This window comes from Burkholderia sp. JPY481 (genome assembly GCF_038900515.1).
GTDB lineage: Bacteria > Pseudomonadota > Gammaproteobacteria > Burkholderiales > Burkholderiaceae > Paraburkholderia > Paraburkholderia youngii.
On record NZ_JAYMRT010000002.1, the window covers coordinates 783,924 to 808,943 of the forward strand.

Genomic DNA, 25,020 nt, shown 5'->3' on the forward strand with positions numbered 1-25,020 from the left:
ACTCCGTTAAACGAACCAACGTTAAACAAAGCAAAGCACGCACCCGAATAAAACGGTGCGTGCTACGTGAATGCCTGATTTAATCGGAATAAACGCGGTAATTCAAACGCGCGCGTATAAAGGGATGATACGCGCGTCCGCCTATTTCACGCGGTGTAATTCGATAACGCGCGCGGGTCGCAAATGATTGAGCGCGTAGTGAATGCGCCCGCGCTCCTGGCGCTGTCCGACCGGACGCGGGTCGTTGTACTGGTTGTCGGCCGAGTAGACGGCGAGCGGTTCGACCATGCCCTTGTCGATTACCGCATAGCCGGGCTCGAGCGCGAGCAGCAGATGGTTGCCGCCGAGCCGGCTGTCGAAGCCGGCCATGCCGTCGAGCGCCTCGGGCACGCTGTTCTCGAGCGTTGCATTGCTGGTTGTGATTTCGTCGGGCGAGATCGCGCCGTGGCCCGCCAGACGGGCCGCTTCGTGGTTCTTGCCGTCGGTGTCGACGGTGCTGTCATGCGTGCGATCGTTGTGCAGGTCCGTGGTTGGCGGGTCCCTCGGGTCTGGTTTCGTGCCGGCGTTTTCGGGTTTGCTGATCGCGCTGTTCATCGTGCATCTCCTGAAGAGGACATTCGAAGAAAAGAGCAAAAGCCGTTCCGACAGACACGGCGCCGCTGTGCGCGGGAGTCGCGATGCGTTGTCCGCCAAGATTCGATGCGAGTGGCGTTGCCTCGCGATTGAATGGCGATGACGTGCGCGATTCATTTCATTTTTTTTAATGGACGCGTATTTCCTACAGAGTATGATTCTACTCCTGCGACCGACGCGCGGATAAATTGGCGGCATGCTCCGGCTGTTCAGCATGGTCGGAAAAAATTAACAAACAAATGGCCGCGCGACTGAGAAAATGTTACGGGGCTTCAGGGGCGGGTGACTCATGCACTTCGATGCTGCATTCACACATCGCGGCTATCTATTGAATTGCGAACCGGCGCGCTCGGGCGACGGCTTCTGGCAACCGTATGTGGTGATCTCGCGCTCGAGCGACGGCGAACTGGTCGCCAACCGTTTCTTCCCCACGGAACTGCGCTTCTCCGACGAAGCCGCCGCGATCGCACATGCGCGCGATTGGGCAGTGCGCTGGATCGACGCGAGCAGTCTGACAATCTGAAGTCAGGGAACGATGCGCGCGTGCCGACGCGCGCCGACGCATTGAATCCGGGCAGGTCTGCGCGCTGCCGGGCGGGCAGCGTTAAAACGCGGTAATCTCTGCTGGATAACCACTTTGAACCGTGCACGCTGCACGACGCCGTCCCTTATGCCCAACGAGCCTTCCCCGAACTGGGGCCTTGAACAGATCGTCGCCGACCTGCGCGCCTCGCGCGAGCAATTGCATCGCACGCGGCATCCGCTCGGCATTCGCGAATTGCCGTCGCGCGAAGCGGTGGTCAGTATCGTGACCGGTTTGCGCGCCGCGATGTTTCCGACGCACTACGGCGCGCCCGATCTAACCGACGAGACGGTCGACTACTACGTCGGCCATACGCTCGAAAGCACGTTGCGGCTGCTCGCCGAACAGATTCGCCGCGCGCTGCGCTTCCTGCCCGAGTTCGGCGCGACGTCCGACGCCGAGTTACGCGAGCGCGCGTTCGCAGTGGCGCGCGAGTTCGCGACGCAGCTGGCGGGCATCCGCGCGCTGCTCGTCAGCGACATCCAGGCTGCGTACACCGGCGACCCCGCCGCGCAGCACATCACCGAAATCCTGCTGTGCTATCCGGGCGTGTGGGCGATGACGCATCACCGGCTCGCGCATGCGCTGCATCGGCTCGGCGTGCCGCTGCTCGCGCGCTTCATCAACGAGATCGCGCACTCGGCGACCGGCATCGACATTCACCCGGGCGCGACGATCGGGCCGAGCTTCTTCATCGATCACGGCACCGGCGTGGTGATCGGCGAGACCGCGATCATCGGCGAGCGCGTGCGCTTGTACCAGGCGGTCACGCTCGGCGCGAAGAGTTTCGCGGCCGACGAGGACGGCACGCTGATCAAGGGTAACGCGCGGCATCCGATCGTCGAGGACGACGTCGTGATCTACGCGGGCGCGACGATTCTCGGACGCGTGACGATCGGGCGCGGATCGGTGATCGGCGGCAACGTGTGGCTCACGCATAGCGTGCCGCCGGGCAGCAGCGTATCGCAAGGCAAGATCCGCGAAGGAGAGCGCACCGACAACGGGCGGCAGTGATGCCCGCCCGGCCGCGGCCGGCTGCATCGCTGCGCTAGCTGATCGGCCAATGGCGTATCCACGGCAACGCATGCATGCCATGCAGCCACACATGCTCGCCGATGAACCACGCGGCCACCCACGACGCGGCGACGACGATCAGATCGCAGTGCCCGCTATTCCATAGATTCAACGAATGTCGCCCGGCGATCCACGGCACGCCGAGCGGATTCGGCCAGTCGGCGAGCAGATGCATCAGGCCGCCGCACGCGAAGCCGAACGCGGGCGCCGCGTAGATCGAATGTCCGAGCATGTGATACGACGCCGCGAGCAGCGCGAGCCAGCCGATGCCCCAATGCGTCAACGTGCGATGCGTGATCCACAGCCGCCGCGCGCGCGACCACCATGCAACTTCGAGCCAGTCCGGCGCGGTGCTGCCGGCCACGCCGGCGATGAAGCTCAGCAGCACGCCAGCGTGAAACGGGCCGCCGCCGCTGCGCGCGACGATCGCCGCCGCGATGATGCCGGCTGCGAAACCGGTCGCATGATGCGCTTTGCTGGATGCCATCGACACTCGCGGCACAGGTGCCGCGCCAAAAACAAAGGGCGGCTATGTTCGCAGATGAGCGCGTAAAAAAATAGCCGATGCGCGAGATAAAAATCGCGCATCGGCCTTCCGTAAATCGTGCGCACGGCGTTCAGGTGCGCCGCGTCGCTCAGGTCGCGCAGCGCGCGATATCGAAGCGCATTTCCTCTTCGGGCGGATCGTCGGGCGCATTGGCCGGATGAATGACCTTGATGACCGTGCTGCCGTTGAGCGGGGTCAGCGTGACGAAGTACGAGTTGTGCGAATCGGCGCCGACCGCGAGTTCGGTCGCGGCGCCGGTGTGCGCGGTACGCACGCGCGGCAGACGGTCTTCGAGACAGGCAGCGATGGACGCAGGCGTGCGTGAGGACGACACGTACACGAGCGGCGCGGACGCATCGCGCGCGGGGCCGCCCGACGAACCGCAAGCGGCGAGGGTGGCAGTGAGGGCGACAGTGGGGACAAGCAGGAGAAGTCTTTTCATGATCCGATCGTCGGCGTTCCCGGTCATGCATGGGAAGGTGAGGCGCGGGCGAAGCGCGTGCGCTGGCGGACAGCGCGATGCTTCGCGACGAAGCTACCGTGCCGGCGGCGCGCTTTCGCGGCGTCGCACGGCGGCCGGGGCAGTATACCGAGCATGCGTCGAGGTCGTCACTAGCGCGGCGAAGGGTTTATTGGTCTGACGGCAAACCGTAAGGCCCATGAAAAAACCCGCGACGTGATCGTGTCACGCGCAGGTTCGACCGCGGCGCGGAGGGATGGCCGCGCGCCGCAATGCCTGCACGCAGAGCGGGCGAAGAACCGCCGTCAGAAGCGATGCCGCACACCGACTGCCGCGGCCACCTGATTGCCGGTCGACGACGGCGCAAGCGTATTGATCGCCGCGACGTTCGCGCCGAAGTTGCCGAGTGCGCCCGACGCATGCTGGTACACGCCTTCGATATACACGTCGGTGCGCCTGCTCAGCGAGTAATCGCCTTGCAATGACACGGTGTGCCACTTCGGATCGCCCGAGCCGTTGGAGCCGCTCACCTTGCCGTCGGTGAACGTGTACGACGCGGCGAGGTTCACTGCCGGCGTCAGCGCATACCGGCCGTTCACTTCATAGTTGTCCAGATGCAGGTTGGTGCCCGCAATGCCAGGCAGCGTCGCGCCGCCGACGTTCACGCCGGTGATGCCGTCGAGTTGCGTATGTGTATAGACGAAGCCCGCGGTGGCCGGCCCGTAAGAGTAGTTGATGCCCGCGCCGAACGTGCGTTGCAGATCGGCCGCGATTGCCGCGGTGCCGTTTCCTTGCGACACGGCGCCGTTCAGATGCGAGCTGCCCGAGTTGTTCAACTGCAGATAGGCAGCGGCCAGGCTCAACGGACCGTTGTCGTACGAAGCACCCGCGCTCTCCATGCTCGATTGTTGGCGAACTGGCCGGCCGCGTTGCTGAAACCGTACAGGCCGCCGAACTTCAGGCCCGCGTAGTTCGCGCTCGAGTACTTGACGGCATTCCTGATCGAGAACGAGCCGGAAAGATTGTCGTTGTCGAACGGGTGGGCCGCGAGATTATTGCCGTAGCCCCCGCCCGCATCCGATAGCGGCGCCAGGTAGTCGCTGACCGAGTCGTACTGGCGGCCGAGCGTCAGCGTGCCGAACTGATCGCTCTTCAGGCCGACGAACGTCTGGCGATTGAACATCGTACTGCTTTCGGTGTTCTGGTCATTGTTCAACGGCGTGCGGCAAGCCTGCCGTGATGAGAGTTCTTTGCATGTTCGGGATTCACTCAGGGATGACTCGGCATGTTGACTGACGATTTCCGGTGAAGTGTAATTGCCGCTATGCAGATATTTAATTACGCGATTTACAACCGTTTATTTTCGAAGCCGGGATTTATGTGAATTAATCGTGTAAGTGCAGGTCGCCAAAAGCAAATCATTTTTAATGACGAATGGGCGGCTGCGATGTGAAGCCACGATGTTGCCGGACGGTTACGACGCAAAGGCTTCCCGGCGCGCACCGGATGCGCGCATTGGCACCGATTCCCACCATTTTGTGCAACGCAGTCTTACGTAGAAAGCGTTAAATCGCGATGGGATGCCACTTATAATTTCCATAGACCCCTTCGACCAAAGGGTGTCTTTTTCATTTTTACACGCGGCTTTCGGGCCGCGTTTTTTTATCTGACGTTTAAAGCGGTCTTATACATTGTCGCGTAAGGTTAAATAGAATTTTTCGCCGCTCGAGGGGATTCGCCGTTCCGAACGCGCCTTGTCCGTTCGTCAGAGCGAGCGGGGCGAAGCGGGCCGGGCAGGTAGAATCGCGGGTTCGTAATCTGTTTGTGCGCCCCGCGAAGTGAGTGAACCTGTGATGAACGACACGCCCTTTCCCTCGACCGACACGAATGCCGGGTCCTTGGCCGACGACTCGTCCGGACCGGACGAAAGCTTGCATGAAGAGCGTCTGTGGCGCGATAACGGCTGGACCGCGCGCATCATCAAGAACGAAGACGACGAAGGCTGGGCCGTCGAAATGATCAAGGACGGCGAGGCGGAGCCCGCGCTCGTCGGACCTTGGACGATGGGTCGCAACAAGAAGGATCCGAAGCCGCTCGACGTATCGGCGTTCAACACGCTGGTGAAAACCGCAGCGGAAGTGCTGCGTCGCCACGAGCAGCAACTGCGCGCGCAACTGCACAAGGCGGTGCGCGTGCCGAGCGCGGACGGCAACGACGAACTCGACATCACGCTCGACATCGTTCCGGACGAGGACGAGCCGTACGCGCTGTTGAGCGCGCTCGATATTTTCGGCGAGCAGATCGCGCAGGTGCAGGTTGCGCCGACCTTCAAGCTCAGCAAGGCGAGCGCCGCCGCGTGGGTGGCGAACGAGTTTCGCCGGCCGGGGTAAGCGGCCGTCGTAGGCGCGGTTGCGTCGTGATCGGATCGTCTTAGGCCATCCGGCTGAGGAGCCAGCGAACGGGAATCTCGCGATAATTTGCGGTCTCCTTTGGCGGCCTCGCGAGGTGGACTTGAAATGGATTTTGATGTTGCGACGAGGGTTTTATCGACGTGGCGAACGTTCGCTATGACCTCGCTCATCTGCTTGCCAGCGCGTTCACTTTCGCGATTCCCGCCTCGCAGCGATTTCCTGCAGTGACGGCAACGGTCCACGTCGAATACACGTCACATTGCGTGTCGTTTGGGAGCGGGCGCGACCGGGCCACTCGATTTCGAAGTGCTCGGCGACGCGCGCACAATATTCGATCATCGCAATGTGGCGCGCGCGTTTTGCCCCGACCGACACCGCTGGTCGCTCAAGCTGCCGGCGATCATCGCGCAGTTGGCAAGATTTGAGAGGCGAATCGATCCGCGACCCGAGCCTGAGTCGGCACTAGAAAAGAACTGGATGTGTGAGAGTGGCCTGGCCAGAAACAGGTGAGGCCCCGCGCGGGGGCCTCATGACTTCGCGGGAGCGCTTGATCGGTGCGACCGACGTAACCAGCACGGCCGGACCCTGTTGACCAGGAGGCAGATAGACGCCCTTGCGGAGCCCCGAAAAATCTATCTGCGGCAATTGTACCGTGCCAACCCCTGCTCGGAGCCATCTCAATACCGATGGCCGCAGCCAGCGCGTGCCGCCACCGCCTAGTTGCGCTTGCAAAAAATCGCGGTGATCAGTGGCGCGACGTGATGCACGATCGCCGTGCTGCCGGCGTTCTCGAGTGCGCTTTTAACCTTGTCGTCGCCGCCGAACACGACGGCGCCATACGCGGACTGCGCGACCGGTTCGCCGTCGCCGACCCGGAACATCGGGTCGTCTTTTTCGAAGCCCACCACCGCGAATACGCGGAAACCGAACGCGGTCAGATGCGCACCCGGCATCGGCGAGAACGCGTTGATCGAGTTGCTTTCGACGTGACTTGGCTTCGGGTTGATCAGTTGCTGCTGCATCAAATCAGCAATGAACTGGTGGCCGCTCTCATTGCATACCAGTGGCGCGTCGAGCTCCACGGCGAACGAGGACAGCGGCAGCGCGGCGGCTGCGGCAAACAGCAGAGGGGCAAGAAAACGGTTCATGAGTGTAGGCGGGCGTCCACAGTCGATGTCGTGGATTAGCAACCACTGCGCCATCCCCCGGAGGGAGCTAGCGGGGCTGCACATCGAACAGATTCCACGTGACTGGCACAACTGGATTCGCACTTTACAGCGATTCGGCGAATTCCGCTTTGTGGCGGACACACGAACGGTATCTGCGAAATTGCGGGGAAACATACGACAGAACAGCAAGCTTTCAGAATCCCGTATATATTTCCGCCTTATGACTTCGCAACCCCGACCTCCAATAAACGTCCCGCCTCCACGTACGTGGGACGCCCGGCTCGCCCGCCGGCTCGTGACACCGCTAATCGATACCTGGGTCACCCCGAATCATTTGACCACGCTGCGCCTGCTGATCGGCGTCGCAGGCGCGCTGTGCCTTGCGCACGGGGGATTCGCGTGGGCCAATGCGGGCGCACTTCTGATCGTTCTGTCCAATTTCGTCGATCACACGGACGGCGAACTCGCGCGCGTCGGCGGCAAGTCGAGCCGTATCGGTCATTTTTACGACCTCGCCTGCGATGCGCTCGTGACCGTGATGCTGTTCGTCGGCATGGGTATCGGTGTCGGCGGTGCGCAGATCGATGCTTTGAAGTTCGCTCCCGGCGCGCTCGGCGCGGTTGCGGGTGTCGCGGTTGCCCTGATCTTCTTTTTGCGCATGCGGATCGAGGAAATGGTCGGCAAGGCCGGCACGAAGCAGGCGTCGGTGGGGGGCTTCGAAACCGAGGACGTGCTCTACCTGTTGCCCATCGTCACGCTGACGAATGTCGTCGCGCCGTTCGTGGTGGTCGCGTCGATCGGCGCGCCGCTGTTCGCCGCCTGGGTGGTGATCGACTACTGGCGCGTCGCGCGCCGCAGCGCTCGCCCGACGGCCAAGGCCCCCAGCGCTTCCGAAACCAGTCAACAGTGGGCCGGCAAATGAATCTGCACGCCGAAGACGACGTGATCGCGCCCGTGTCGACAGGCACGCCCGTCGCGGCGCTCACGCCCGCGCCCGATGCCGACCGCGCGGTCGCGAGCCGTACCCGCACGTTCGACAACGCGCGTCTGCGCAAAGACTTCGCCGCGCAGGACGCGTTTCTGTATCTGGAAGATTTCCTCGCGCCGGAAGTCACCGCGCAACTGGTTCACAGCGCGCGCTCGCTGCTCGACGAGGTGAACCGCAACTATCTGCCGGGCCACAAACAGGGCGGCAGTGTCAGCCGCCATACGATCGACCGTCTCGCGCCGTTCATCGCCGAGCTGTATCGCTCGAAGGAGTTGATCGGCTGGCTCGAGCAGCTGAGCGGCGACCAGTTGCAGGTGTCCCCCGCGGACGATCCGCACGCGTACGCGCTCTACTACTACACGCGCCCCGGCGACCATATCGGCTGGCACTACGATACTTCGTATTACGACGGGCGCCGCTACACGCTGCTGCTCGGCGTGATCGACGAATCGTCGTGCCGGCTCGACTACGAACTGCATACCCGCAATCCGCAGGTGCCGGACCAGCCCGGCTCGGTGCAGATTCCACCGGGCGGCCTCGTGTTTTTCGATGGCGACAAGCTGCGGCATCGCATTACGCCGGCCGGCCCGAACGAGATTCGCGTGTCGCTGACGTTCGAATACGTCACCGATCCCAATATGCGGCCGTGGCGCCGCTTCGTTTCGAACATGAAGGACGCAATCGCGTATTTCGGTTTCCGTCAGGTGTTCCGTCAGATGGCCTCGCGCGGCAAGGACGCCGCATGAGTCGCGCCGCGCTGCTTCTGCTGTCGATCGGCTCGGCGCTGTTCGTCGGCCTGCTCGCGTGGCAGGGCTTCGGCTCGGTGGCGTCGACCTTGCTCGCAGCCGGCTGGGGGCTCGCGGTCGTCGCCGCGTTCCACGTGGTGCCGCTCTTGATCGATGCGGCCGCGATCGCGGTGCTGTTCAAGCGCGCCCACCCGTCCCATGACGGCGCGCATGAAGGTCCGGCAAGCCGCGCGCGAGCCGGACTCTCGCTGCGCGATGCGCTGTCCGCGCGCTGGATCGGCGAATCGGTGAATAGCCTGCTGCCCGCTGGACAGATCGGCGGTCCAGTGGTGATGGTGCGGCAACTGTCGCAGCGCGGCATGCTGCTGCGCGACGCGGCCGCCGCGATCACAGTTAGCACGACCTGGCAGGCGCTCGCGCAAATCGTGTTCGCGCTCGGCGGCCTCGCGATGTTCGGCGCCTACGCCGCGCACGGCACGCTGCACGACCTGCGCACCGCGACGCTGATCGCGACCTGCGTGCTCGGCGCGCTGATCGCCGGGTTTTATTTCGCGCAGCGGCGCGGCCTGTTCGGCCGTCTGCTCGCAGTGGTGTCGAAGGTGTTCGGCAAGCGCGACTGGTCGTCTCTGATGACGCGCGCGGAAGCCGTCGATGCCGCCGTGCAGTCGCTGTACCGCGAGCGCGGCCGCGTGGCGGCGAGCTTTGCGCTGAGCCTCGTCGGCTGGGTCGTCGGCACGGTCGAGGTTTGGCTCGCGCTGCGTTTTCTCGGCCATCCGGTCGGCTGGATCGACGCGCTGCTGCTGGAAAGCATCGGCCAGGCGATTCGCGGCGCGGCCTTCATGATTCCGGGCTCGCTCGGCGTGCAGGAGGGCGGCTATCTGCTGCTCGCGCCGCTGGTGGGTTTGCCGCCCGACGCGGCGCTGGCGTTGTCGCTCGCCAAGCGTGCGCGTGAAATCCTGCTGGGCCTGCCGGGCCTGCTGGTATTGCACTTCAGCGAACGAAGCTGGCAACGTCGGCGCGCCCCGCGGCGTGTGCCGGTTGCCGATTGACCTCCGTACTTTTTTCAAAGGACCGCGCATGCGCGCCATCATTCTCGCAGCGGGCCTCGGCCTGCGTCTCCAGCAGCCGCCGCAAGCCCAGTTTCCGAAATGCCTGTTGCAGTTCGACGGCATGAGCCTGCTCGAACGGCATCTGCAGATGCTCGAAACCGCCGGCGTGACCGACGTCGTGCTGGCGCTTGGTTTCCAGCCGGAATCCGTGCAGGCGGAACTCGCGCGCATCAACTGGCCGCATAAGGTCGAGACGGTGCTCAATCCGCGTTTCGATCTGGGCAGCGTGCTGACCGTGCACACCGTTGCCGACGCGTTGACGCGCGGCGGCGACGTGCTGCTGATGGACGCCGACGTGCTGTACGACGAGCGCATCCTGAACGCGCTGGTGGCGGGGGAGTCGGTCAACCGTCTGCTGATCGACCGCGATTTCGAAGCGGGCGACGAGCCGGTCAAGCTGTGCCTGAAGGACGGCGTGCCGGTCGAATTGCGCAAGCAGCTCGCGGTCAATCTGGAGTTCGACACGATCGGCGAATCGGTCGGCTTCTTCCGCTTCCGCGAGGAAACCGCACGACGCTTTACGCAGATCGTCGCGGGCTATATCGACAGCGGCCGCGCGAACATGCCGCACGAAGAGGCGGTGCGCGACCTGCTGCTCGAGCGCAGCCAGGTATTCGACACGGCCGACGTGACCGGCGCGCCGTGGATCGAGATCGACTTCCCGAACGACGTCGCGCGCGCGGCCGACGAAATCCTGCCGCAGTTGCAGCCGCTCGTCAGCGCATCGCGCTAAAGCTTCCGCCGCGCGCCAGCGCGCCTCACGGCGCGCGGCAATCCCCTCGCGCGGCAACATTTGTTGCCGCCGCAATGCCATAATCGGCGCTTTCCATTGATGGCGGGCCGCCCGTCGCCATGACATGCTGCTCGCTTTAGGCGCTTTCATCGTTCCGCTGATCGTCGCGTGCGCGATGTTCATGGAAAACGTGGACGGCACGGTCATCGTGACGTCGCTGCCGGTTCTGGCGCGCGACCTCGGTCATGATCCGATCACGCTGAAGCTTGCGGTTACCGCGTATGTGATCGGCCTCGGCGTTTTTATCCCGATCTGCGGCTGGGTCGCCGACCGCTTCGGTTCGCGCACCGTGTTCCGAACCGCGATCGGCATCTTCATGGCGGGCTCGCTGCTGTGCGCGGCGTCCACTTCGCTCGATACCTTCGTGCTTGCGCGCTTCGTGCAGGGCATCGGCGGCGCGCTGATGGTGCCGGTGGGGCGCATCATCATCTTCCGTTCGCTGCCGAAGTCGGAGTTCATTCGCGCGATGAACTATCTGTCGGTGCCGGCGTTGCTCGGTCCGGTGGTTGGGCCGCCGCTTGGCGGCTTTATCACGACCTATCTGCACTGGCGTCTGATTTTCGTGATCAATGTGCCGATCGGGCTGCTCGGCATCTGGCTCACCAACAAGTACATCGCCAATACGCGCGAGCCGCATCCAGGCCGGCTCGACTGGTTCGGCTTCTTGCTGTCGGCAAGTGGCGCTTCGCTGTTCATGCTCGGGCTCTCGCTCGTCGGCGGCGAACTGGTGTCGACAGGAGAATCGGTGGGCATGTGCGTGACCGGCATCGTGCTGCTGCTGGTTTATGTGCTGTACGCGAGCCGCGTCGCGTTGCCGGTGCTCGATCTGCGTTTGCTGCGCATTCCGAGTTTTCATGCGAGCGTGATCGGCGGTTCGCTGTTTCGTATCGGTCTTGGCGCGGTGCCGTTCCTGTTGCCGCTCGCGTTGCAGGAAGGGCTCGGCATGACCGCGTTCAGAGCCGGCGCGATCACATGCGCGTCCGCGTTCGGTTCGATCTTCATGAAGACGGTGGCGTCGCGCATTCTAGAACGCTTCGGCTTTCGCACCGTGCTGATGGTCAACGCCGCGTGTGCGGGTCTGGCGATCGCCGTGTACGGGTTGTTCTTTCCCGGCACGCCGCATTGGGTGATCTGGTGCATCGTGCTGGTAGGCGGCTTCTTTCCCTCGCTGCAATTCACGTCGCTCAATACGCTGGCCTATGCGGATATTCCGAGCAGCGAGGTCGGCCGCGCAACGAGTGTTGCGAGCGTGATCCAGCAGATGTCGCTCGGCCTCGGCGTGACGATCTCGGGCATCGTGCTGCTGATTTCCCATCGTCTGCAAGGGCATCCGAACATCGTGTTCTCCGATTTCTGGCCGGCGTTTCTGGTCGTCGGTCTGTTCTCGTGCCTGTCGATTCCGATTACGCGGCGGCTGCCGCGAGACGCGGGTGATGAGATCGCGCGCGGCAGCCGCGGGCGCGCGTAAGTCAAGATACGGGCGCAGTCTTCTTAGCCCGCCTGCTCCACCGGCGTCACCGTCAACTCCAGCCGCTGCGCGCCGCGCAACACCGTCACGCTGACCGGCTTGTCGATACGCGAAGCGTCGAGCGTGCGTTGCAGACCATCCACATCCTGCACCGGCTGTGCGTCGATCGCGACGATCGTGTCGTCGGTGCGCAAGCCGCCGAGCGCGGCCGGACTGCCTTTGACGATCTCCATGACGTGCACGCCGCTTTGCGTGCCGAGCCCAAAGTAGCGCTGCACACGCCGCGACAGCGGCGTCGTCGTGCCGGCCACGCCGATATACGCGCGTCGCACGCGGCCATGCGCGAAGATCTGCATGATGACCCACTTCGCGGTATCGATCGCGGTCGCGAAACAGATGGCCTGCGCGCCAGGAATGATCGCGGTATTCACGCCGATCACCTGACCCGCCGAATTGATCAATGGTCCGCCCGAGTTGCCCGGATTCAACGCCGCGTCGGTCTGGATCACGTCGTAGATCATGCGGCCGGAGTTCGAGCGCAGCGACCGGCCCAGCGCCGAAACGACACCGGCCGTCACGGTCTGCTGCAGCCCCAGCGGGCTGCCGACCGCAATGGCGATCTGCCCGACGCGCAGCTTCGACGATTCGCCGAGTTCGACGTGCGGCAGCGGCTCCGGCGAACCGATGCGCAGCACCGCGAGATCGCTGCCGGGATCGTCGCCGACCAGATCGGCGTCGAACTTCGCGCCGTCGGCCAGCGTCACCTGGATATGCGTCGCGCCATGCACGACGTGGCTATTGGTCAGCAGGTAGCCGTCGGGCGTGAACAGAAAGCCCGAGCCGGTGCCGCCGCGCGCGCCGCGCCCATGCGCGGACGCGTCGCCGGGCAGCCGGCGTTCGACGGCGATAAACGCGACCGCCTGCTGCACGCGCTCCAGTGCGCCGATCACGGTGCGGGAGTAGGCGTCGAGCAGCGCGTCGTCGCCGTCGGTCAAAAGGTCGGTGGATTGGGGCCCGGGGGCGTCGGATGCGGCGCTCGACAGGTCATCGATGAAGCGTGGACGGCTTCCCATAACGATGCTCCGGATAGACGGGCTGCGAGATGCGGGGCGTCGCGCGCGTTTTCAAGGGCGTCTGGGGCGGGGCGCCCGGGGCCGTCGCCGCGGGCCGCACTGGCGGCCATCGCGTGTGAGACACTTTCCGGGGCGGGCCGTCGCTCGCCGCTCGCTCGCGCCACGGAGAACTACTTCATGTCCGCATCTACCGCTTCAGCGCCGCAACCTCCGCAGCCGGATCCACGCATCGAGTCTCTGAGCGCGATCACGCTCGCCACCAGCGACATGCAGCGCGCCGTCGCGTTCTATGAAGCGCTCGGCTTCCCACTCAAATATGGCGGTCCGCGCGAGGCGTTCACGTCGTTCGCGTTCGGCAGCTCGTATCTGAACCTGATCGCCGATGCGCGTGCGCCGGTCAACTGGTGGGGGCGCGTGATCATCTACGTGTCGGACGTCGATGCGATCTATGCCAAGGCGCTGGCGGCGGGCTTGCAGCCGTCGTCCGCGCCCGCGGATGCGCCGTGGGGCGAGCGCTATTTTCATATCACCGATCCGGACGGCCACGAATTGAGCTTCGCGCGGCCGCTGCACTAGCCGAGGAGGCCCAGGCAAAACTCGCTATCATGGGTGTTACCACGCCTTCGCAGCGGCCGCCCACGCGGTAACACGGCTGACACCTCGCGCTTCGATAATCGAACGCGACCGCGTCGCGCTAGCCGCCGCGCGCCATCCCATTCCTGTTGCGAGGAGAGCCGCAATGAAAGAGCCGGACCCGAGACCCGATTTCGAATTGATGGCGGAGCGGCAACGCCGTTTCGAGGAAGACCTCATCGATGCCTATGACGAAGAACTCGAAATGGAGGTCGACGACCGCATCATCGACGGCCCGGCCGGCTTTACGCCCGAGCATCGCGAGGCGCGCAAGCAGTACTTCCGTGAACTGTTCCGGCTGCAGGGGGAACTGGTCAAGCTGCAGGACTGGATCGTCGCGACCGGACATCGGCTCGTCGTGATCTTCGAAGGGCGCGACGCGGCCGGCAAGGGCGGCGCGATCAAGCGCATCACGCAGCGACTCAATCCGCGCGTTTGCCGCGTGGCCGCATTGCCCGCGCCGAACAATCGCGAGCGCACGCAATGGTATTTCCAGCGCTATGTATCGCATCTGCCGGCGGGCGGCGAAATGGTGCTGTTCGATCGCAGCTGGTACAACCGCGCGGGCGTCGAGCGGGTGATGAACTTCTGCACCGACGAGGAATACGAAGAGTTTTTCCGCTCGGTGCCTGAGTTCGAGAAGATGCTCGTGCGCAGCGGCGTGCAGATCCTCAAGTACTGGTTTTCGATCACCGACGAAGAGCAGGAAATCCGCTTCCAGAACCGCATTCACGATCCGCTGAAGCAGTGGAAGCTGAGCCCGATGGATCTGGAAAGCCGGCGCCGCTGGGAAGCGTATACGCTGGCGAAAGAAGTGATGCTGCAGCGCTCGCATATTCCCGAGGCGCCGTGGTGGGTCGTGCAGGCCGTCGACAAGAAGCGCGCGCGCCTGAACTGCATTCACCATCTGCTGAGCCAGGTGCCGTATCACGACATCGAGCATCCGCACATCGAATTGCCGTCGCGTGTCTATCACGAGGACTATAGCCGCCAGCCGGTGCCTGAGGCGATGATCGTGCCCGAGGTGTACTAAAGCCGGATCGCATGAACGAGCTTGCCAACAAAAAAGCGCGGTACGTATAGAACGTACCGCGCTTTTTTTCGTGCTGCATTCCGCTGGAGCGGCGAACTTAGAACACCGATCGGAACACCCAGTACAACCCGCCCGCGAGCGCGATCGACGCGGGCAGCGTCAACACCCATGCAAGGATCAGGCTGCGCACGGTGGCCCATTGCAGGCCCGAGCCGTTGGCCGCCATCGTGCCGGCCACGCCGGAAGAGAGCACGTGGGTCGTCGACACCGGCAGACCGTAGACGTCGGCGGCACCGATCGTGACCATCGCGACGAGTTCAGCCGACGCGCCCTGGCCATACGTCAGATGCTGTTTGCCGATCTTCTCGCCCACCGTGACGACGATGCGCTTCCAGCCGACCATCGTGCCGAGACCCAGCGCGATCGCGACCGCCACCTTGACCCACGGCGGAATGAACTTGGTCGCGTGATCGATCTGCGTTCTGAAGTTGGCGATGACCTTTGCGTCCTCGGCCGAGAACTGCGGCTGATTGGCCTTCTGCATCAGACGGATCGCCTCGGACGTGACATACATGTTGTTGCGCACGTTATCGACGATGCCTTGCGGCACCGCCGCCATCGAGCCGAATTCGCCGACCTGGCGGCCGATCTGCTCGGTCAATTGCCGCAGCGCCGGCAGTGTGGCGGGTGTCAACTGACGGGTGCGCACGAAGGCCTCGACGTCGGCGCGCGGATCTGCGGACGGCCCCGCGCCCTGCGTGTAGCGCGCTAGCGTCGCCGCGGTTTGATGCGCGACCGCGACGAAGTTCTGCGTTTGCTCCGGCGTGACCGCTCGATTCAGTGCGTACGCAGTGGGCACCGTACCGATCAGGATCAGCATGATCAGCCCCATGCCTTTCTGGCCATCGTTCGAGCCGTGCGCGAACGACACGCCCGTGCAGGTCAGAATCAGCAGACAGCGAATCCAGAACGGCGGCGGCTCTTTGCCCTTCGGCTCGGCATACAGCGCGGGCACGCGCACGACGGCCTTCAGGATCAGCAGCAGCAAGCCCGCGAGCAGAAAGCCCACGATCGGCGAAAACAGCAGCGACTTGCCGACGCCGAGCGCCTGAGTCCAGTCGACGCCGCTGGTGCCATTCGCACCATGCATCATCTGATTCATCAGGCCCACGCCGATGATCGAGCCGATCAGCGTGTGCGAGCTCGAAGAAGGCAGGCCCAGGGACCACGTGCCGAGGTTCCAGATGATCGCGGCGATCAGCAGCGCGAATACCATCGAGAACCCGGCGCTGCTGCCAACCTGCAGGATCAGCTCGACAGGCAGCAGTTGCAGCACGCCGAAGGCGACCGCACCGCTCGACAACAGCACGCCGAGGAAATTCCACGCGCCGGACCAGACGACCGCGATATTCGGCGTCAGCGAGTGGGTATAGATGACGGTGGCGACCGCATTGGCCGTATCGTGAAACCCGTTGACGAACTCGAAGCCGAGCGCGATCAGCAGCGCGACGCCGAGCAACAGATAGGGCAGCACCGAGCTTTCGCGCACGGGCTGCAGATCGTCTATCAGATGAACGCCGCAGTACACGACGCCCGCGATGAGCAGGCCGGCGAAAATAACCAGGCCTGCGCTACGGCCCTTGCCGCTGGCGGCGCCTGGTTGCGGATACGAAAGTTCCGGCATGACGTGAGCCCCAAAATTGTGGTCGCAGAGTATTCGATGCTGCTTTCGCTGCGTGTCGCATTGATGACAACTGCGTGACGGCTATGGGGGGCGGAAAAATAGACGCGGCGCGGCTCATGCCGCGCCGCGCATCCGACTAAGCAAGTGATGAATAAAACCAGACGGTGAACGCACCGCGGTAGCGCCTACGATGCGCTGATGACCTCGCCGCTTGCACTACCACCGAGGGCGCGTTTATAGGCTTGCGCGACGATTTCCGCCGGCACCCCTTGCGACGGATCGCGGCCCATCGATTCGAGCGTTTCGGCGACCCACCCCGGGCTCACCACATTGACGCGGGCCTTGCCGCGCAACTCGAGCGCGGCCGAGCGCGCGAACGCTTCGACACCCGCATTGACGATGCTGACCGCGGCGCTGCCTTCCATCGGCTGTTGCGCGAGCACGCCGCTCGTCAGCGTGAACGAGCCGCCTTGGGACACATGGTCCACGCCGCAGCGCACAACATTGACCTGCCCCATCAGTTTATTGGCAAGACTAAAAGAAAAGTCTTCGTCGCCAAGCGCCGCGAGCGGCGCGAACTTCGCCGAGCCGGCCGCGCAGATGATCGCGTCGAAGCTGCCGGCTTGCGCATACATCGCTTCGATGCTGCGTTTGTCGGACAGGTCGACGTGCAGATCGGAGCCCTTGCGGCTTGCGCCGACCACGTCATGCTCGGTGGCGAGCAGCTTCACGATGTGCGAGCCGAGCAGGCCGGTCGCACCGACAACGAGTATTCGCATACATCCTCCTAGGGGTCTGTTTGGCGGCATTTGCCGCGCTGCACACTGCATCGTCAAACCGGAGCATTCGCCGGACCGCGCGATAAGCGCCCCATCGGTCGAGCATAGGCGCTACCGACACGACGCGCCAACGCGGAACTGGAAAACCCGCTGATATGCGCGGTGATTCCCTCGTGAGCATCAATTTTGCTACGCTGGAAATACGGTCATGTTTCCGGGAGCATCGATGAAGCAAGACAGCGAAACAGCCAACGAGCCGGTACCGGAAGAATCGGCGCAGCGGGCCTTTACTTCCTACGCCGAGCCACTCGTCGATGAGGCGATCAGACTCGCCAAAGGCATACACGACGACCCGTCACCCGAAGCGCTGCACAAACTGCGTGTGTCACTGCGGCGTTTGCGTTCGTTGTGGTGGGCGTTCGCACCGCTGCTCGACAAGGGCGAGAATTCTCGCCAGCGCGCGGTGTACAAGTTCCTCGCCACCGCGGCCGGTAAAACGCGCGACTGGGACATCCTGATCGAGTTGCTCAAGCAGAAAGGCGGTGACGCACAAGCGTTGATGCCTAAGCTCGAGCAGACGCGCCGCGATACGCTGGCGACCAGCCGCGAGACGTTGTTGAATGCCGACGTCAAACATCTGTTGCGCGATGCATTAGCCACCACTTCCGGGGAACTGCACGCCACCCACGATGCGGATATTGCGTTGCGCAAATTTGCCGCTCGACGCATTCGGGCGTCGGAGCGCTCATTGAAAAAGCGCATCAAACGCGCGCGCCATGCCAAACGCTCGAATTACGCCGCCTTCCACGATGTCAGAAAAGCGGGCAAGAAACTGCGCTATCTGTTCGAGTTTTTCGGGCCGGTGCTTAAAATCAGCCATAAGCGCACGCTCAAGCGGCTGAAAAAGCTTCAGAAGCGCTTCGGCTTGCTCAACGATACCGTCGCCAGCGAAGCGCTGTTGCGCGACAATGCGGCGTCGCTTGCCGACGCGGATCACATCGAAACCGCGTTGGCCTGGCTCGACAGGAAACGCAAACGCCGCTTGCGCGCGGCGTCGGAGCTACTGGGCTGAGCGAACGCTCTCGTCTCGCTGGCGCGGAGGACCCGCGGCCCAACATGCACGGCGCACCGCGCTGCCGGTCCAAAAGAATCGTCCGCGAAAGGAGGCGAGGAGCGTGGCACAGCATGGGCTTTCGCTGCGTCATCGGTTGCGCCTGACGTTGCATGCCGTTCGAACCGGGATGACCCGCTATGTGGGCAACCGCCCGTGGGTGGCCGGCGTCGCCGGCACGCTCGTCGCGTTGGCGATGTCGATCCTGACCGCGGTGGAGGTCGGCGAAGGTCGCCGTGAAATGCTCGCTCATGCGCGCCAGACCTCGCAAAACCTCGTGTCGATCATTTCCGCGGATCTCGCCCGTAACGTCGAAATCTATAGTCTGTCGTTGCAATCGATGGTGGATGCCGCGCGCGATCCGGATACCTGGACGCTGCCAGTCCCGGCACGCCAGGCGAGGCTGTTCGATCGCGCGACCACCGCCGCCTTTCTCGGCGGTGCATATGTCGTCGGCGCCGACGGCGAAGTGGCGGCCGCACAGTACGACGACGCGAACACTACCGTCCATCTCGACGACCGCGAATACTTTCAGGTACAGCAGCGCAATCCGGCGGCCGGCCTGTATTTCTCGCATCCGTTCATGTCGCGGCTGCGCGGCGGCAAGCCGTCGATCGCGCTGACGCGGCGCATCGACGATGCGCAGGGCAACTTCGCCGGCATCGCGCTGCTCGCTATTCGCATCGAGTACTTCCAGCACCTGCTCGACCGGATCGACACCGGCGAGCAGGGTTCGGTTTTCATCGTGATGACGGACGGCACGCTGCTCGCGCGCAAGCCCATCGAAGGGCGCGATATCGGCGGGAGCGTCGCAAAGTCGCCGACCTTCTTACCGATGACCGCGCACGACTCCGGCAGCTTCGTAGCGGTCTCGCCGGTCGACGGTGTGCGTCGCATCTTCACATACGCGCACGTGCCCGGCACGCCGCTGATCGTGGCGATCGCGCCCGCCGTCGACGACGTGCTCGCGCCGTGGCAGCATCGCAGCCACGTGGCCGCTGCGCTGACCATCGCGTTCGGTGCGGTATTCGTGGTCGTGTCGTGGCTGCTCACGTTCGCGCTGCGCGACAAGCAGCGCGCGCAGGCTGCGCTAATGCGTCTCGCGTCGACCGATCCGCTGACCGGGCTCAGCAATCGCCGCGTGCTCGACAAGCGGCTCGACGACGAATGGAAGCGCGCGCGGCGCGACAACAAGCCGCTGTCGGTGCTGTTCATCGATATCGATCACTTCAAGCGTTTCAACGACACCTACGGCCATGAGAGCGGCGACGAGGTGTTGGTCGCGGTGGCGGATTGCATCGCGTCCGTGGCGCGGCGCTCTGTGGACCTGGTCGCGCGCTACGGCGGCGAAGAGTTCGCGGTGGTGCTGCCGGATACCCCCGCGCAGGGCGCGTTCACGGTCGCGGAGCAGATTCGCCGCAAGGTGGAAAACCGCGTCATCGTGCGTGGACACGATGCGCCGCAGGCGGTGACGGTAAGCGTCGGCTGCGCCACGGCGCTGCCGAGCGCCACGGATTTCGCCAATGGAGTCGAGCTGCTGGCCGCCGCTGACGGACAGCTGTACGTGGCGAAGACCGAAGGGCGCAATCGCACCCGGTCGGCACAGTGGGCCGAGTATTCGGCGGCGCAGGGGGCGTCGAGTACAGGCGCGGCGCTCTGACGCCCAGGTATCCGTTCACGTGAGCGCGAGCGCTTTCCCGGCCTGCGTGGGTCGCGACGCAGCGCGAATCAGGCACGCTCCACGCTGCGCGGCGCGAAACCGCGCAACGTCACTGCAGCTGCCGTTTCACCCCACGCCGAACGTGGCTGAGCGGGCGCCGTGCCGGCCGCGTAAGCCAGCGAGCCCACCGGGAAGCCGCGCCGCTGCCATGCATCGAGCCCGCCGCGCAGTGCGCGAATCCGCGTGTAGCCATTGCGGCGCATATGTTGCGAGACTTCGAGCGCGGTCGCGCTGTCCGGACAGATGCAGTAGATGACCACGTCGTGCGCGCGCAGCGCACCGTCGATCAGTTCGGGCGAATGCGGATCAAGCGCGAGGGCGTCGGGAATCTGGCCTCGCAGATCGAGCAGCGGTGCGCCGGGCCGCGCATCGAGCACGCGGGACGGCGCCGTGCGACTCAGGCGACCGGAGTGCCGCCAGCTCCACGGCAGTCTCGATGCGACGCTCGCCGCCGAGGCGTGCGTCGGCGCGGCCAGCATCGGCGTGGCCGGGGCCGACGCGGCTCGCGTGAACCGGCGTCGTTCGTCATATCGCAGATACAGCCGGTAGAGCAGATAAGCCAGCGCCACCACCAGAAGAATGTCGGCGAGTGTGCCGCCGCGCCGTTCGACGAATGCGCGCAGCATATGCACCTCGCGCTCCACAGCCGCGCCGCCAAGCAACCAGAAAGTCGCCCACGTGATCACGCTCGCCAGATCCCATAGCGCGTAGAGGCGGATGTCGACAGCGGTCGTGCCCATCAACGGTGGCGTGATCAGGCCAAGCCCAGGCACGAACTTCGAGATCGACACGAGCGGCATGCCATAGCGTTCGAATAGCGAGCGCGCCATTTCGAGCCTCGTATCGACGACTGGCGACAGGCTGCCGAGCCATGCCAGCACCTTGCGGCCATACAGCCGGCCGGCCGCGAACCACGTGCCGTCGCCGATCAATGCGCCAAGCACCGCCGCGCCGAGCGTCGGCCAGAACGACAGGTTGCCTGCGGCGATCGCCGAGCCCGCGAACAGCAGCATCGGCACGGCCGGAATCGGTACTCCGAGGCGCGTCAGCAGGACGTTGACGAATACGATCGCGCTGCCCCAGGTTGAAATCGCCGACAACGGAAACTCGACCAATTGACCCGCTCCTGTTGCTGCGGTGAGCTGGCATGCGCACCGTGGATTCAGCATAGCCGATGGCTTGTGGGCGGTGCGGGTGGGGAGGGGTGTGGATTGGGCGGCGCGGTGATCAATGAGGGAAGAAGCTTGCGTCGACGGCCGCTGTTGAGCATTGGCCTGTATCGTCAAGACGCAACTAACTGTCAACCCCGCCCGCACCCCACGACATTGCCGGCGAGCGCGAAGGCCATGCGCGCGAGGCCGCACGCCGGATTCGCAGAGGCGGGGGCTGCATCGGCAGCGAACCCCTAACAGCCCCTGCGTTCACCGCATCAGGCATTCGGCATGGCCACCACGCCCGGATTTCCGACGATCGCCAGAAACTCCCGCCGTGTCGACGGATCGGTGCGAAACGTGCCGAGCATGCGCGAGGTGACCATCGTGACGCCCGCCTTATGCACGCCACGCGTCGACATGCACTGATGCGCGGCTTCGAGAATCACGCCGACGCCGGCCGGTTGCAGCACGTCGTTCAGCGTATCGGCGATCTGCACCGTCATCTTTTCCTGGATCTGCAGCCGCTTCGCGAACGCATCGACGAGACGCGCGAGCTTCGAAATGCCGACCACGCGATGATTCGGCAGATACGCGACGTGTGCGCGTCCGATGATCGGCACCATATGGTGCTCGCAGTAGCTTTCGAAGCGGATGTCCTTCAGCACGATCATTTCGTCGTAGCCGTCAACTTCGGAGAAGGTACGCGCGAGGATTTCGCGCGGATCGACCTGATAGCCCGCGAAGAACTCCTCGTAAGCGCGCGTCACGCGCGCCGGCGTGTCGATCAGGCCTTCGCGTTGCGGATCGTCGCCGGCCCAGCGCAGCAGCACGCGCACGGCTGCCTCAGCTTCTTCGCGGCTCGGGCGTTCGACGGCCGCTGCGGGTTTGGTTTTCTTTGCCTTGCTGCTGGTCATGCGTCGTCCTCCTGGATCGCGTGTCGATGCTGCGCTGCGCGCGGGGTCAGTAACTGAGGTCATTGTTCCATGTTTTGCGACCGATGGTGCCGATGCCCCTCTCGCTGCCGGGGCGGTCGCGGACTTGCTTCGAGCGGCTACTTCGGCCATTCGTCCATTGCATCGTTGAACAGTTCGGCGACCACGCCGCGCAGCCAGCTGAGGCGCGGATCGTTATGAAACTTGCGATGCCAGTGCTGACGCAGGTCGAAGCGCGGCAACGGTAGCGGCGGCTCGACGAGCATGATCGACGCATGCTCCGACACGTACGCGAAGCCGATCGCGTGCGGGACGGTCGCGAGCAGATCAGTGCGTGCGAGGATGAAAGGCAGGCTCATGAAGTGTGGCGTTTCGAGCACCGCGCGCCGCTTGATGCGCTTCTTTTCGAGGTACTGCTCGAGCACTTCCTGGCTGCGTCCCTCGGCGCGCACGACCGCATGCCCCGACGCCACGTATTGCTCGAGCGTGAGCGGCCCTTTCGACAGCGGGTGTCCGCTGCGCATCAGGCAGATGAAGCGGTGCGTGAAGAGCCGCTGCTGAAAGAAGTTGTTGCCCGCCAGGTCCGGAAAATAGCCGACGGCGAGATCGACATCGCCCGATTCGAGCCCGCGTTCCACCTGCGACGGCGACAGCGTTACCGAGCGCAGATTCGCGGACGGCGCGCGCTCGGCGAACAACTGCAAAAGACGCGGCAGAAACACGATCTCGCCGACGTCGGACAGCGCGATCGAGAACGTGTGCGTGCTCGTCGCCGGATCGAAGTCCTGCACGTCGAGCATGCCTTTCTCGATGCGCAGCAGCGCGTCGCGCGCGGCGGGCAGGATCGCGAGCGCGCGCGGTGTCGGCTCCATGCCTTTCGAGGTGCGCACGAACAGCGGATCGTCGAAGTATTCGCGCAGACGGCCAAGCGCGGTGCTCACGCGCGGCTGGCTCACGCCGAGCTGCTCGGCGGCGCGGCTCACGTTGCGCGTGTCTTCCATCGCGACCAGGTAGGGGATCAGATTCAGATCCAGATGTGTCTCGGACATGCTAGTTATGGCTCGCGGGGCGGGCGAGGCAACGCGGTGCCTATGCCGTATCGCTATAGAGCCTAGTTGATAAATCGCCCATAAGCATAGTGGGATTTCGCGCGGCCGGCTTTTTCGCGCGCAGGGCGAGCACTGGACGAGGGCAACCCGGACCTTCGCCGCCGCGAGCGGCGACCTATGATGAAGGGGGTTTCCCTGCCTTGACAATCGGCCCACAGGACAACCATAATCGCCGAGGCGTTCGCTAAACGAATCACTGTTCATGTAACGAACAAATTCAGCGGCGAATCAATCGAAGGCGCCAGCCCGCTCTCTCCCTCGCGAGCCGTCGCCAGCATGCCCGGAGACTGTTTCCGCGCGAGCTTTGCCGCGACCCTTGTCGGCGAGGGCTGTCAGCCCAGCGGCACGTAGCGCCCCCAAAGGAATTTTCGACATGATCAACAAGATTTTCGAGACACTTCAATCGGCTGTCGCCGATGTCCACGACGGCGCGACCGTCATGATCGGCGGCTTCGGCACGGCCGGCATGCCGTCCGAACTGATCGACGCGCTGATCGAGCAGGGCGCGCGCGAGCTGACCATCGTCAACAACAACGCAGGTAACGGCGACATCGGCCTCGCGGCGCTGCTGAAGGCAAAGCGCGTGCGCAAGATCATCTGCTCGTTCCCGCGCCAGACCGACTCGTATGTGTTCGACGCACTCTATCGCGCCGGCGAAATCGAACTCGAACTCGTGCCGCAAGGCAACCTCGCCGAGCGCATCCGCGCGGCGGGCGCGGGCATCGGCGGCTTCTTCACGCCGACCGCGTACGGCACCAAGCTTGCCGAAGGCAAGGAAACGCGCCTGATCGACGGCCGTCACTACGTGCTCGAAGCGCCGCTGCATGCGGATTTCGCGCTGATCAAGGCGTACAAGGGCGACCGCTGGGGCAACCTGATCTATCGCAAGACCGCGCGTAACTTCGGGCCGATCATGGCGAGCGCCGCGAAGACCGCAATCGTGCAGGTGTCGGAAGTGGTGCCGCTCGGCGGCCTCGATCCGGAAGAAATCGTCACGCCCGGCATTTTCGTGCAACGCGTGATCGAAGTGCCGCAAGCGGCGCATCTCCCCACGCCCAATCCTCACGACGCTGCTGCCTGACCCGGAGACCGACATGAAGAAACTGACCCGCGATGAAATGGCCAAGCGCGTTGCCCAGGACATCCCCGAAGGCGCTTACGTGAACCTCGGCATCGGCGTGCCGACGCTGGTGGCGAACCACCTCGCCGCCGACAAGGAAATCTTCCTGCACAGCGAAAACGGTCTGCTCGGCATGGGCCCGGCACCGGCGAAGGGCGAAGAAGACGACGAACTGATCAACGCCGGCAAGCAGCACGTCACGCTGCTCACGGGCGGCGCCTACTTCCATCACGCGGATTCGTTCGCGATGATGCGCGGCGGCCATCTGGACTTCTGTGTGCTCGGCGCGTTCCAGGTGTCGGCGAAGGGCGACCTTGCGAACTGGCACACCGGCGCGCCCGACGCGATTCCGGCGGTCGGCGGCGCGATGGACCTCGCGATCGGCGCGAAGCAGGTCTACGTGATGATGGAGCACCTGACCAAGCAAGGCGAAAGCAAGATCACCGCCGAGTGCTCGTATCCGGTCACCGGTATCGGCTGCGTGACCCGTATCTATACGGACCTCGCGATGATCGACGTGACGAAGGAAGGCCTCGTCGTGCGCGAGATTTTCACGGACATCGGCTTCGACGAACTGCTGAAGCTGACCGGCGTGCCGATGACCGACGGCACGCAGGCCGCGCGCGCGGCCTGATGCCTGGCTGAGGCGTCGCGGCGGCGGCCTGTTTTGCGGCCGCATCGATGGCGCCTC

Annotated in this window: 25 protein-coding genes and 2 pseudogenes; 16 read left to right on the forward strand and 11 right to left on the reverse strand. The window is 64.2% G+C overall.

What is annotated here, in order from left to right; all coding sequences use genetic code 11:
* Positions 1-141 precede the first annotated feature (141 nt).
* Entirely contained in the window at positions 142-594 is a 453-nt protein-coding gene (locus VSR82_RS09075) for a DUF3005 domain-containing protein (RefSeq protein WP_429455946.1), read from the reverse strand.
* A 328-nt stretch (positions 595-922) separates the two neighbouring features.
* On the opposite strand from VSR82_RS09075, the gene VSR82_RS09080 reads away from it, so the two are divergent.
* Together VSR82_RS09080 and epsC are read left to right on the forward strand one after the other, a co-directional pair.
* Entirely contained in the window at positions 923-1,156 is a 234-nt protein-coding gene (locus tag VSR82_RS09080) for a hypothetical protein (protein WP_429455945.1), read from the forward strand.
* Positions 1,157-1,303: 147 nt separating this feature from the next.
* Complete coding sequence (epsC, locus tag VSR82_RS09085; protein ID WP_429455944.1) at positions 1,304-2,230, forward strand: serine O-acetyltransferase EpsC; 927 nt, start codon at positions 1,304-1,306, stop codon at positions 2,228-2,230.
* 34 nt (positions 2,231-2,264) lie between these two features.
* Here epsC and VSR82_RS09090 read toward each other — a convergent pair whose 3' ends face one another.
* The 3 genes and pseudogenes from VSR82_RS09090 to VSR82_RS09100 form a co-directional block, all read right to left on the reverse strand.
* On the reverse strand, positions 2,265-2,777 hold the full coding sequence (locus VSR82_RS09090; protein ID WP_429455943.1) for a metal-dependent hydrolase: 513 nt from the start codon (positions 2,775-2,777) through the stop codon (positions 2,265-2,267).
* A gap of 148 nt (positions 2,778-2,925) precedes the next feature.
* Positions 2,926-3,279 (reverse strand): hypothetical protein, encoded by a 354-nt coding sequence (locus VSR82_RS09095; protein ID WP_429455942.1) that lies wholly within the window; start codon positions 3,277-3,279, stop codon positions 2,926-2,928.
* 323 nt (positions 3,280-3,602) lie between these two features.
* Positions 3,603-4,492: pseudogene (locus tag VSR82_RS09100) on the reverse strand (porin); the annotation flags it as partial.
* 658 nt (positions 4,493-5,150) lie between these two features.
* Here VSR82_RS09100 and VSR82_RS09105 point away from each other — a divergent pair.
* The 3 genes and pseudogenes from VSR82_RS09105 (at position 5,151) to VSR82_RS09115 (ending at position 6,218) form a co-directional block, all read left to right on the forward strand.
* Positions 5,151-5,687 carry a hypothetical protein gene (locus tag VSR82_RS09105; protein ID WP_429455941.1) on the forward strand — a complete coding sequence of 179 codons (537 nt, stop codon included), beginning with the start codon at positions 5,151-5,153 and terminating at the stop codon, positions 5,685-5,687.
* A gap of 161 nt (positions 5,688-5,848) precedes the next feature.
* A pseudogene (locus VSR82_RS09110) lies at positions 5,849-5,986 on the forward strand (YjaZ family protein); the annotation flags it as partial.
* Between the two features lie 28 nt (positions 5,987-6,014).
* Positions 6,015-6,218 (forward strand): YjaZ family protein, encoded by a 204-nt coding sequence (locus VSR82_RS09115; protein WP_498857640.1) that lies wholly within the window; start codon positions 6,015-6,017, stop codon positions 6,216-6,218.
* A gap of 206 nt (positions 6,219-6,424) precedes the next feature.
* On the opposite strand, the gene VSR82_RS09120 is transcribed toward VSR82_RS09115, so the two are convergent.
* Positions 6,425-6,856 (reverse strand): hypothetical protein, encoded by a 432-nt coding sequence (locus VSR82_RS09120; protein WP_368585128.1) that lies wholly within the window; start codon positions 6,854-6,856, stop codon positions 6,425-6,427.
* A 241-nt stretch (positions 6,857-7,097) separates the two neighbouring features.
* On the opposite strand from VSR82_RS09120, the gene VSR82_RS09125 reads away from it, so the two are divergent.
* The 5 genes from VSR82_RS09125 to VSR82_RS09145 all read left to right on the forward strand — a co-directional run bounded on the left by VSR82_RS09125 (position 7,098) and on the right by VSR82_RS09145 (position 11,981).
* On the forward strand, positions 7,098-7,799 hold the full coding sequence (locus VSR82_RS09125; RefSeq protein ID WP_429455940.1) for a CDP-alcohol phosphatidyltransferase family protein: 702 nt from the start codon (positions 7,098-7,100) through the stop codon (positions 7,797-7,799).
* Positions 7,796-8,611 carry a HalD/BesD family halogenase gene (locus VSR82_RS09130; protein WP_429455939.1) on the forward strand — a complete coding sequence of 272 codons (816 nt, stop codon included), beginning with the start codon at positions 7,796-7,798 and terminating at the stop codon, positions 8,609-8,611. Before VSR82_RS09125 ends, VSR82_RS09130 begins: the two co-directional genes overlap by 4 nt.
* Positions 8,608-9,660 (forward strand): lysylphosphatidylglycerol synthase domain-containing protein, encoded by a 1,053-nt coding sequence (locus VSR82_RS09135; protein ID WP_368585131.1) that lies wholly within the window; start codon positions 8,608-8,610, stop codon positions 9,658-9,660. Before VSR82_RS09130 ends, VSR82_RS09135 begins: the two co-directional genes overlap by 4 nt.
* Before the next feature lie 28 nt (positions 9,661-9,688).
* On the forward strand, positions 9,689-10,453 hold the full coding sequence (locus VSR82_RS09140) for a phosphocholine cytidylyltransferase family protein (protein ID WP_013092354.1): 765 nt from the start codon (positions 9,689-9,691) through the stop codon (positions 10,451-10,453).
* 124 nt (positions 10,454-10,577) lie between these two features.
* Positions 10,578-11,981 (forward strand): MFS transporter, encoded by a 1,404-nt coding sequence (locus VSR82_RS09145; protein ID WP_368585132.1) that lies wholly within the window; start codon positions 10,578-10,580, stop codon positions 11,979-11,981.
* Between the two features lie 23 nt (positions 11,982-12,004).
* Here the strand turns inward: VSR82_RS09145 and VSR82_RS09150 are convergent, their stop codons facing one another.
* Complete coding sequence (locus VSR82_RS09150) at positions 12,005-13,054, reverse strand: S1C family serine protease (protein WP_429455938.1); 1,050 nt, start codon at positions 13,052-13,054, stop codon at positions 12,005-12,007.
* Between the two features lie 177 nt (positions 13,055-13,231).
* Between VSR82_RS09150 and VSR82_RS09155 the strand changes: the two genes are divergently transcribed.
* Positions 13,232-13,630 carry a VOC family protein gene (locus VSR82_RS09155; protein ID WP_410850613.1) on the forward strand — a complete coding sequence of 133 codons (399 nt, stop codon included), beginning with the start codon at positions 13,232-13,234 and terminating at the stop codon, positions 13,628-13,630.
* A 163-nt stretch (positions 13,631-13,793) separates the two neighbouring features.
* The gene (gene ppk2, locus VSR82_RS09160; RefSeq protein ID WP_368585135.1) at positions 13,794-14,720 is read left to right on the forward strand and encodes a polyphosphate kinase 2; all 927 of its coding nucleotides are present in this window, start codon (positions 13,794-13,796) and stop codon (positions 14,718-14,720) included.
* A gap of 97 nt (positions 14,721-14,817) precedes the next feature.
* Here the strand turns inward: ppk2 and VSR82_RS09165 are convergent, their stop codons facing one another.
* A complete protein-coding gene (locus tag VSR82_RS09165; protein WP_429455936.1) occupies positions 14,818-16,404 on the reverse strand; it encodes an inorganic phosphate transporter in 1,587 nt (528 codons plus the stop codon).
* A 185-nt stretch (positions 16,405-16,589) separates the two neighbouring features.
* Positions 16,590-17,183, reverse strand: coding sequence for a short chain dehydrogenase (locus VSR82_RS09170; RefSeq protein WP_368585137.1), 594 nt, complete (start codon positions 17,181-17,183; stop codon positions 16,590-16,592).
* A gap of 226 nt (positions 17,184-17,409) precedes the next feature.
* Here VSR82_RS09170 and VSR82_RS09175 point away from each other — a divergent pair, with 226 nt between their 5' ends.
* Both VSR82_RS09175 and VSR82_RS09180 read left to right on the forward strand, forming a co-directional pair.
* Positions 17,410-18,255 carry a CHAD domain-containing protein gene (locus VSR82_RS09175; RefSeq protein WP_429455934.1) on the forward strand — a complete coding sequence of 282 codons (846 nt, stop codon included), beginning with the start codon at positions 17,410-17,412 and terminating at the stop codon, positions 18,253-18,255.
* A 103-nt stretch (positions 18,256-18,358) separates the two neighbouring features.
* Positions 18,359-19,954 (forward strand): sensor domain-containing diguanylate cyclase, encoded by a 1,596-nt coding sequence (locus VSR82_RS09180; RefSeq protein WP_429455933.1) that lies wholly within the window; start codon positions 18,359-18,361, stop codon positions 19,952-19,954.
* A gap of 68 nt (positions 19,955-20,022) precedes the next feature.
* Here the strand turns inward: VSR82_RS09180 and VSR82_RS09185 are convergent, their stop codons facing one another.
* The 3 genes from VSR82_RS09185 to VSR82_RS09195 all read right to left on the reverse strand — a co-directional run bounded on the left by VSR82_RS09185 (position 20,023) and on the right by VSR82_RS09195 (position 23,149).
* On the reverse strand, positions 20,023-21,129 hold the full coding sequence (locus VSR82_RS09185; RefSeq protein ID WP_368585141.1) for a VTT domain-containing protein: 1,107 nt from the start codon (positions 21,127-21,129) through the stop codon (positions 20,023-20,025).
* A gap of 314 nt (positions 21,130-21,443) precedes the next feature.
* Positions 21,444-22,082: a GTP cyclohydrolase I FolE gene (folE, locus tag VSR82_RS09190; protein WP_176125881.1), complete on the reverse strand. Its 639-nt coding sequence runs from the start codon at positions 22,080-22,082 to the stop codon at positions 21,444-21,446.
* A gap of 137 nt (positions 22,083-22,219) precedes the next feature.
* Positions 22,220-23,149 carry a LysR family transcriptional regulator gene (locus tag VSR82_RS09195; protein ID WP_013092343.1) on the reverse strand — a complete coding sequence of 310 codons (930 nt, stop codon included), beginning with the start codon at positions 23,147-23,149 and terminating at the stop codon, positions 22,220-22,222.
* A 433-nt stretch (positions 23,150-23,582) separates the two neighbouring features.
* Here VSR82_RS09195 and VSR82_RS09200 point away from each other — a divergent pair, with 433 nt between their 5' ends.
* Both VSR82_RS09200 and VSR82_RS09205 read left to right on the forward strand, forming a co-directional pair.
* Positions 23,583-24,290, forward strand: a complete 708-nt coding sequence (locus VSR82_RS09200) for a 3-oxoacid CoA-transferase subunit A (RefSeq protein ID WP_368585143.1) — start codon at positions 23,583-23,585, stop codon at positions 24,288-24,290.
* A gap of 13 nt (positions 24,291-24,303) precedes the next feature.
* Positions 24,304-24,963, forward strand: coding sequence for a 3-oxoacid CoA-transferase subunit B (locus VSR82_RS09205; RefSeq protein ID WP_062131414.1), 660 nt, complete (start codon positions 24,304-24,306; stop codon positions 24,961-24,963).
* Positions 24,964-25,020: the final 57 nt, after the last annotated feature.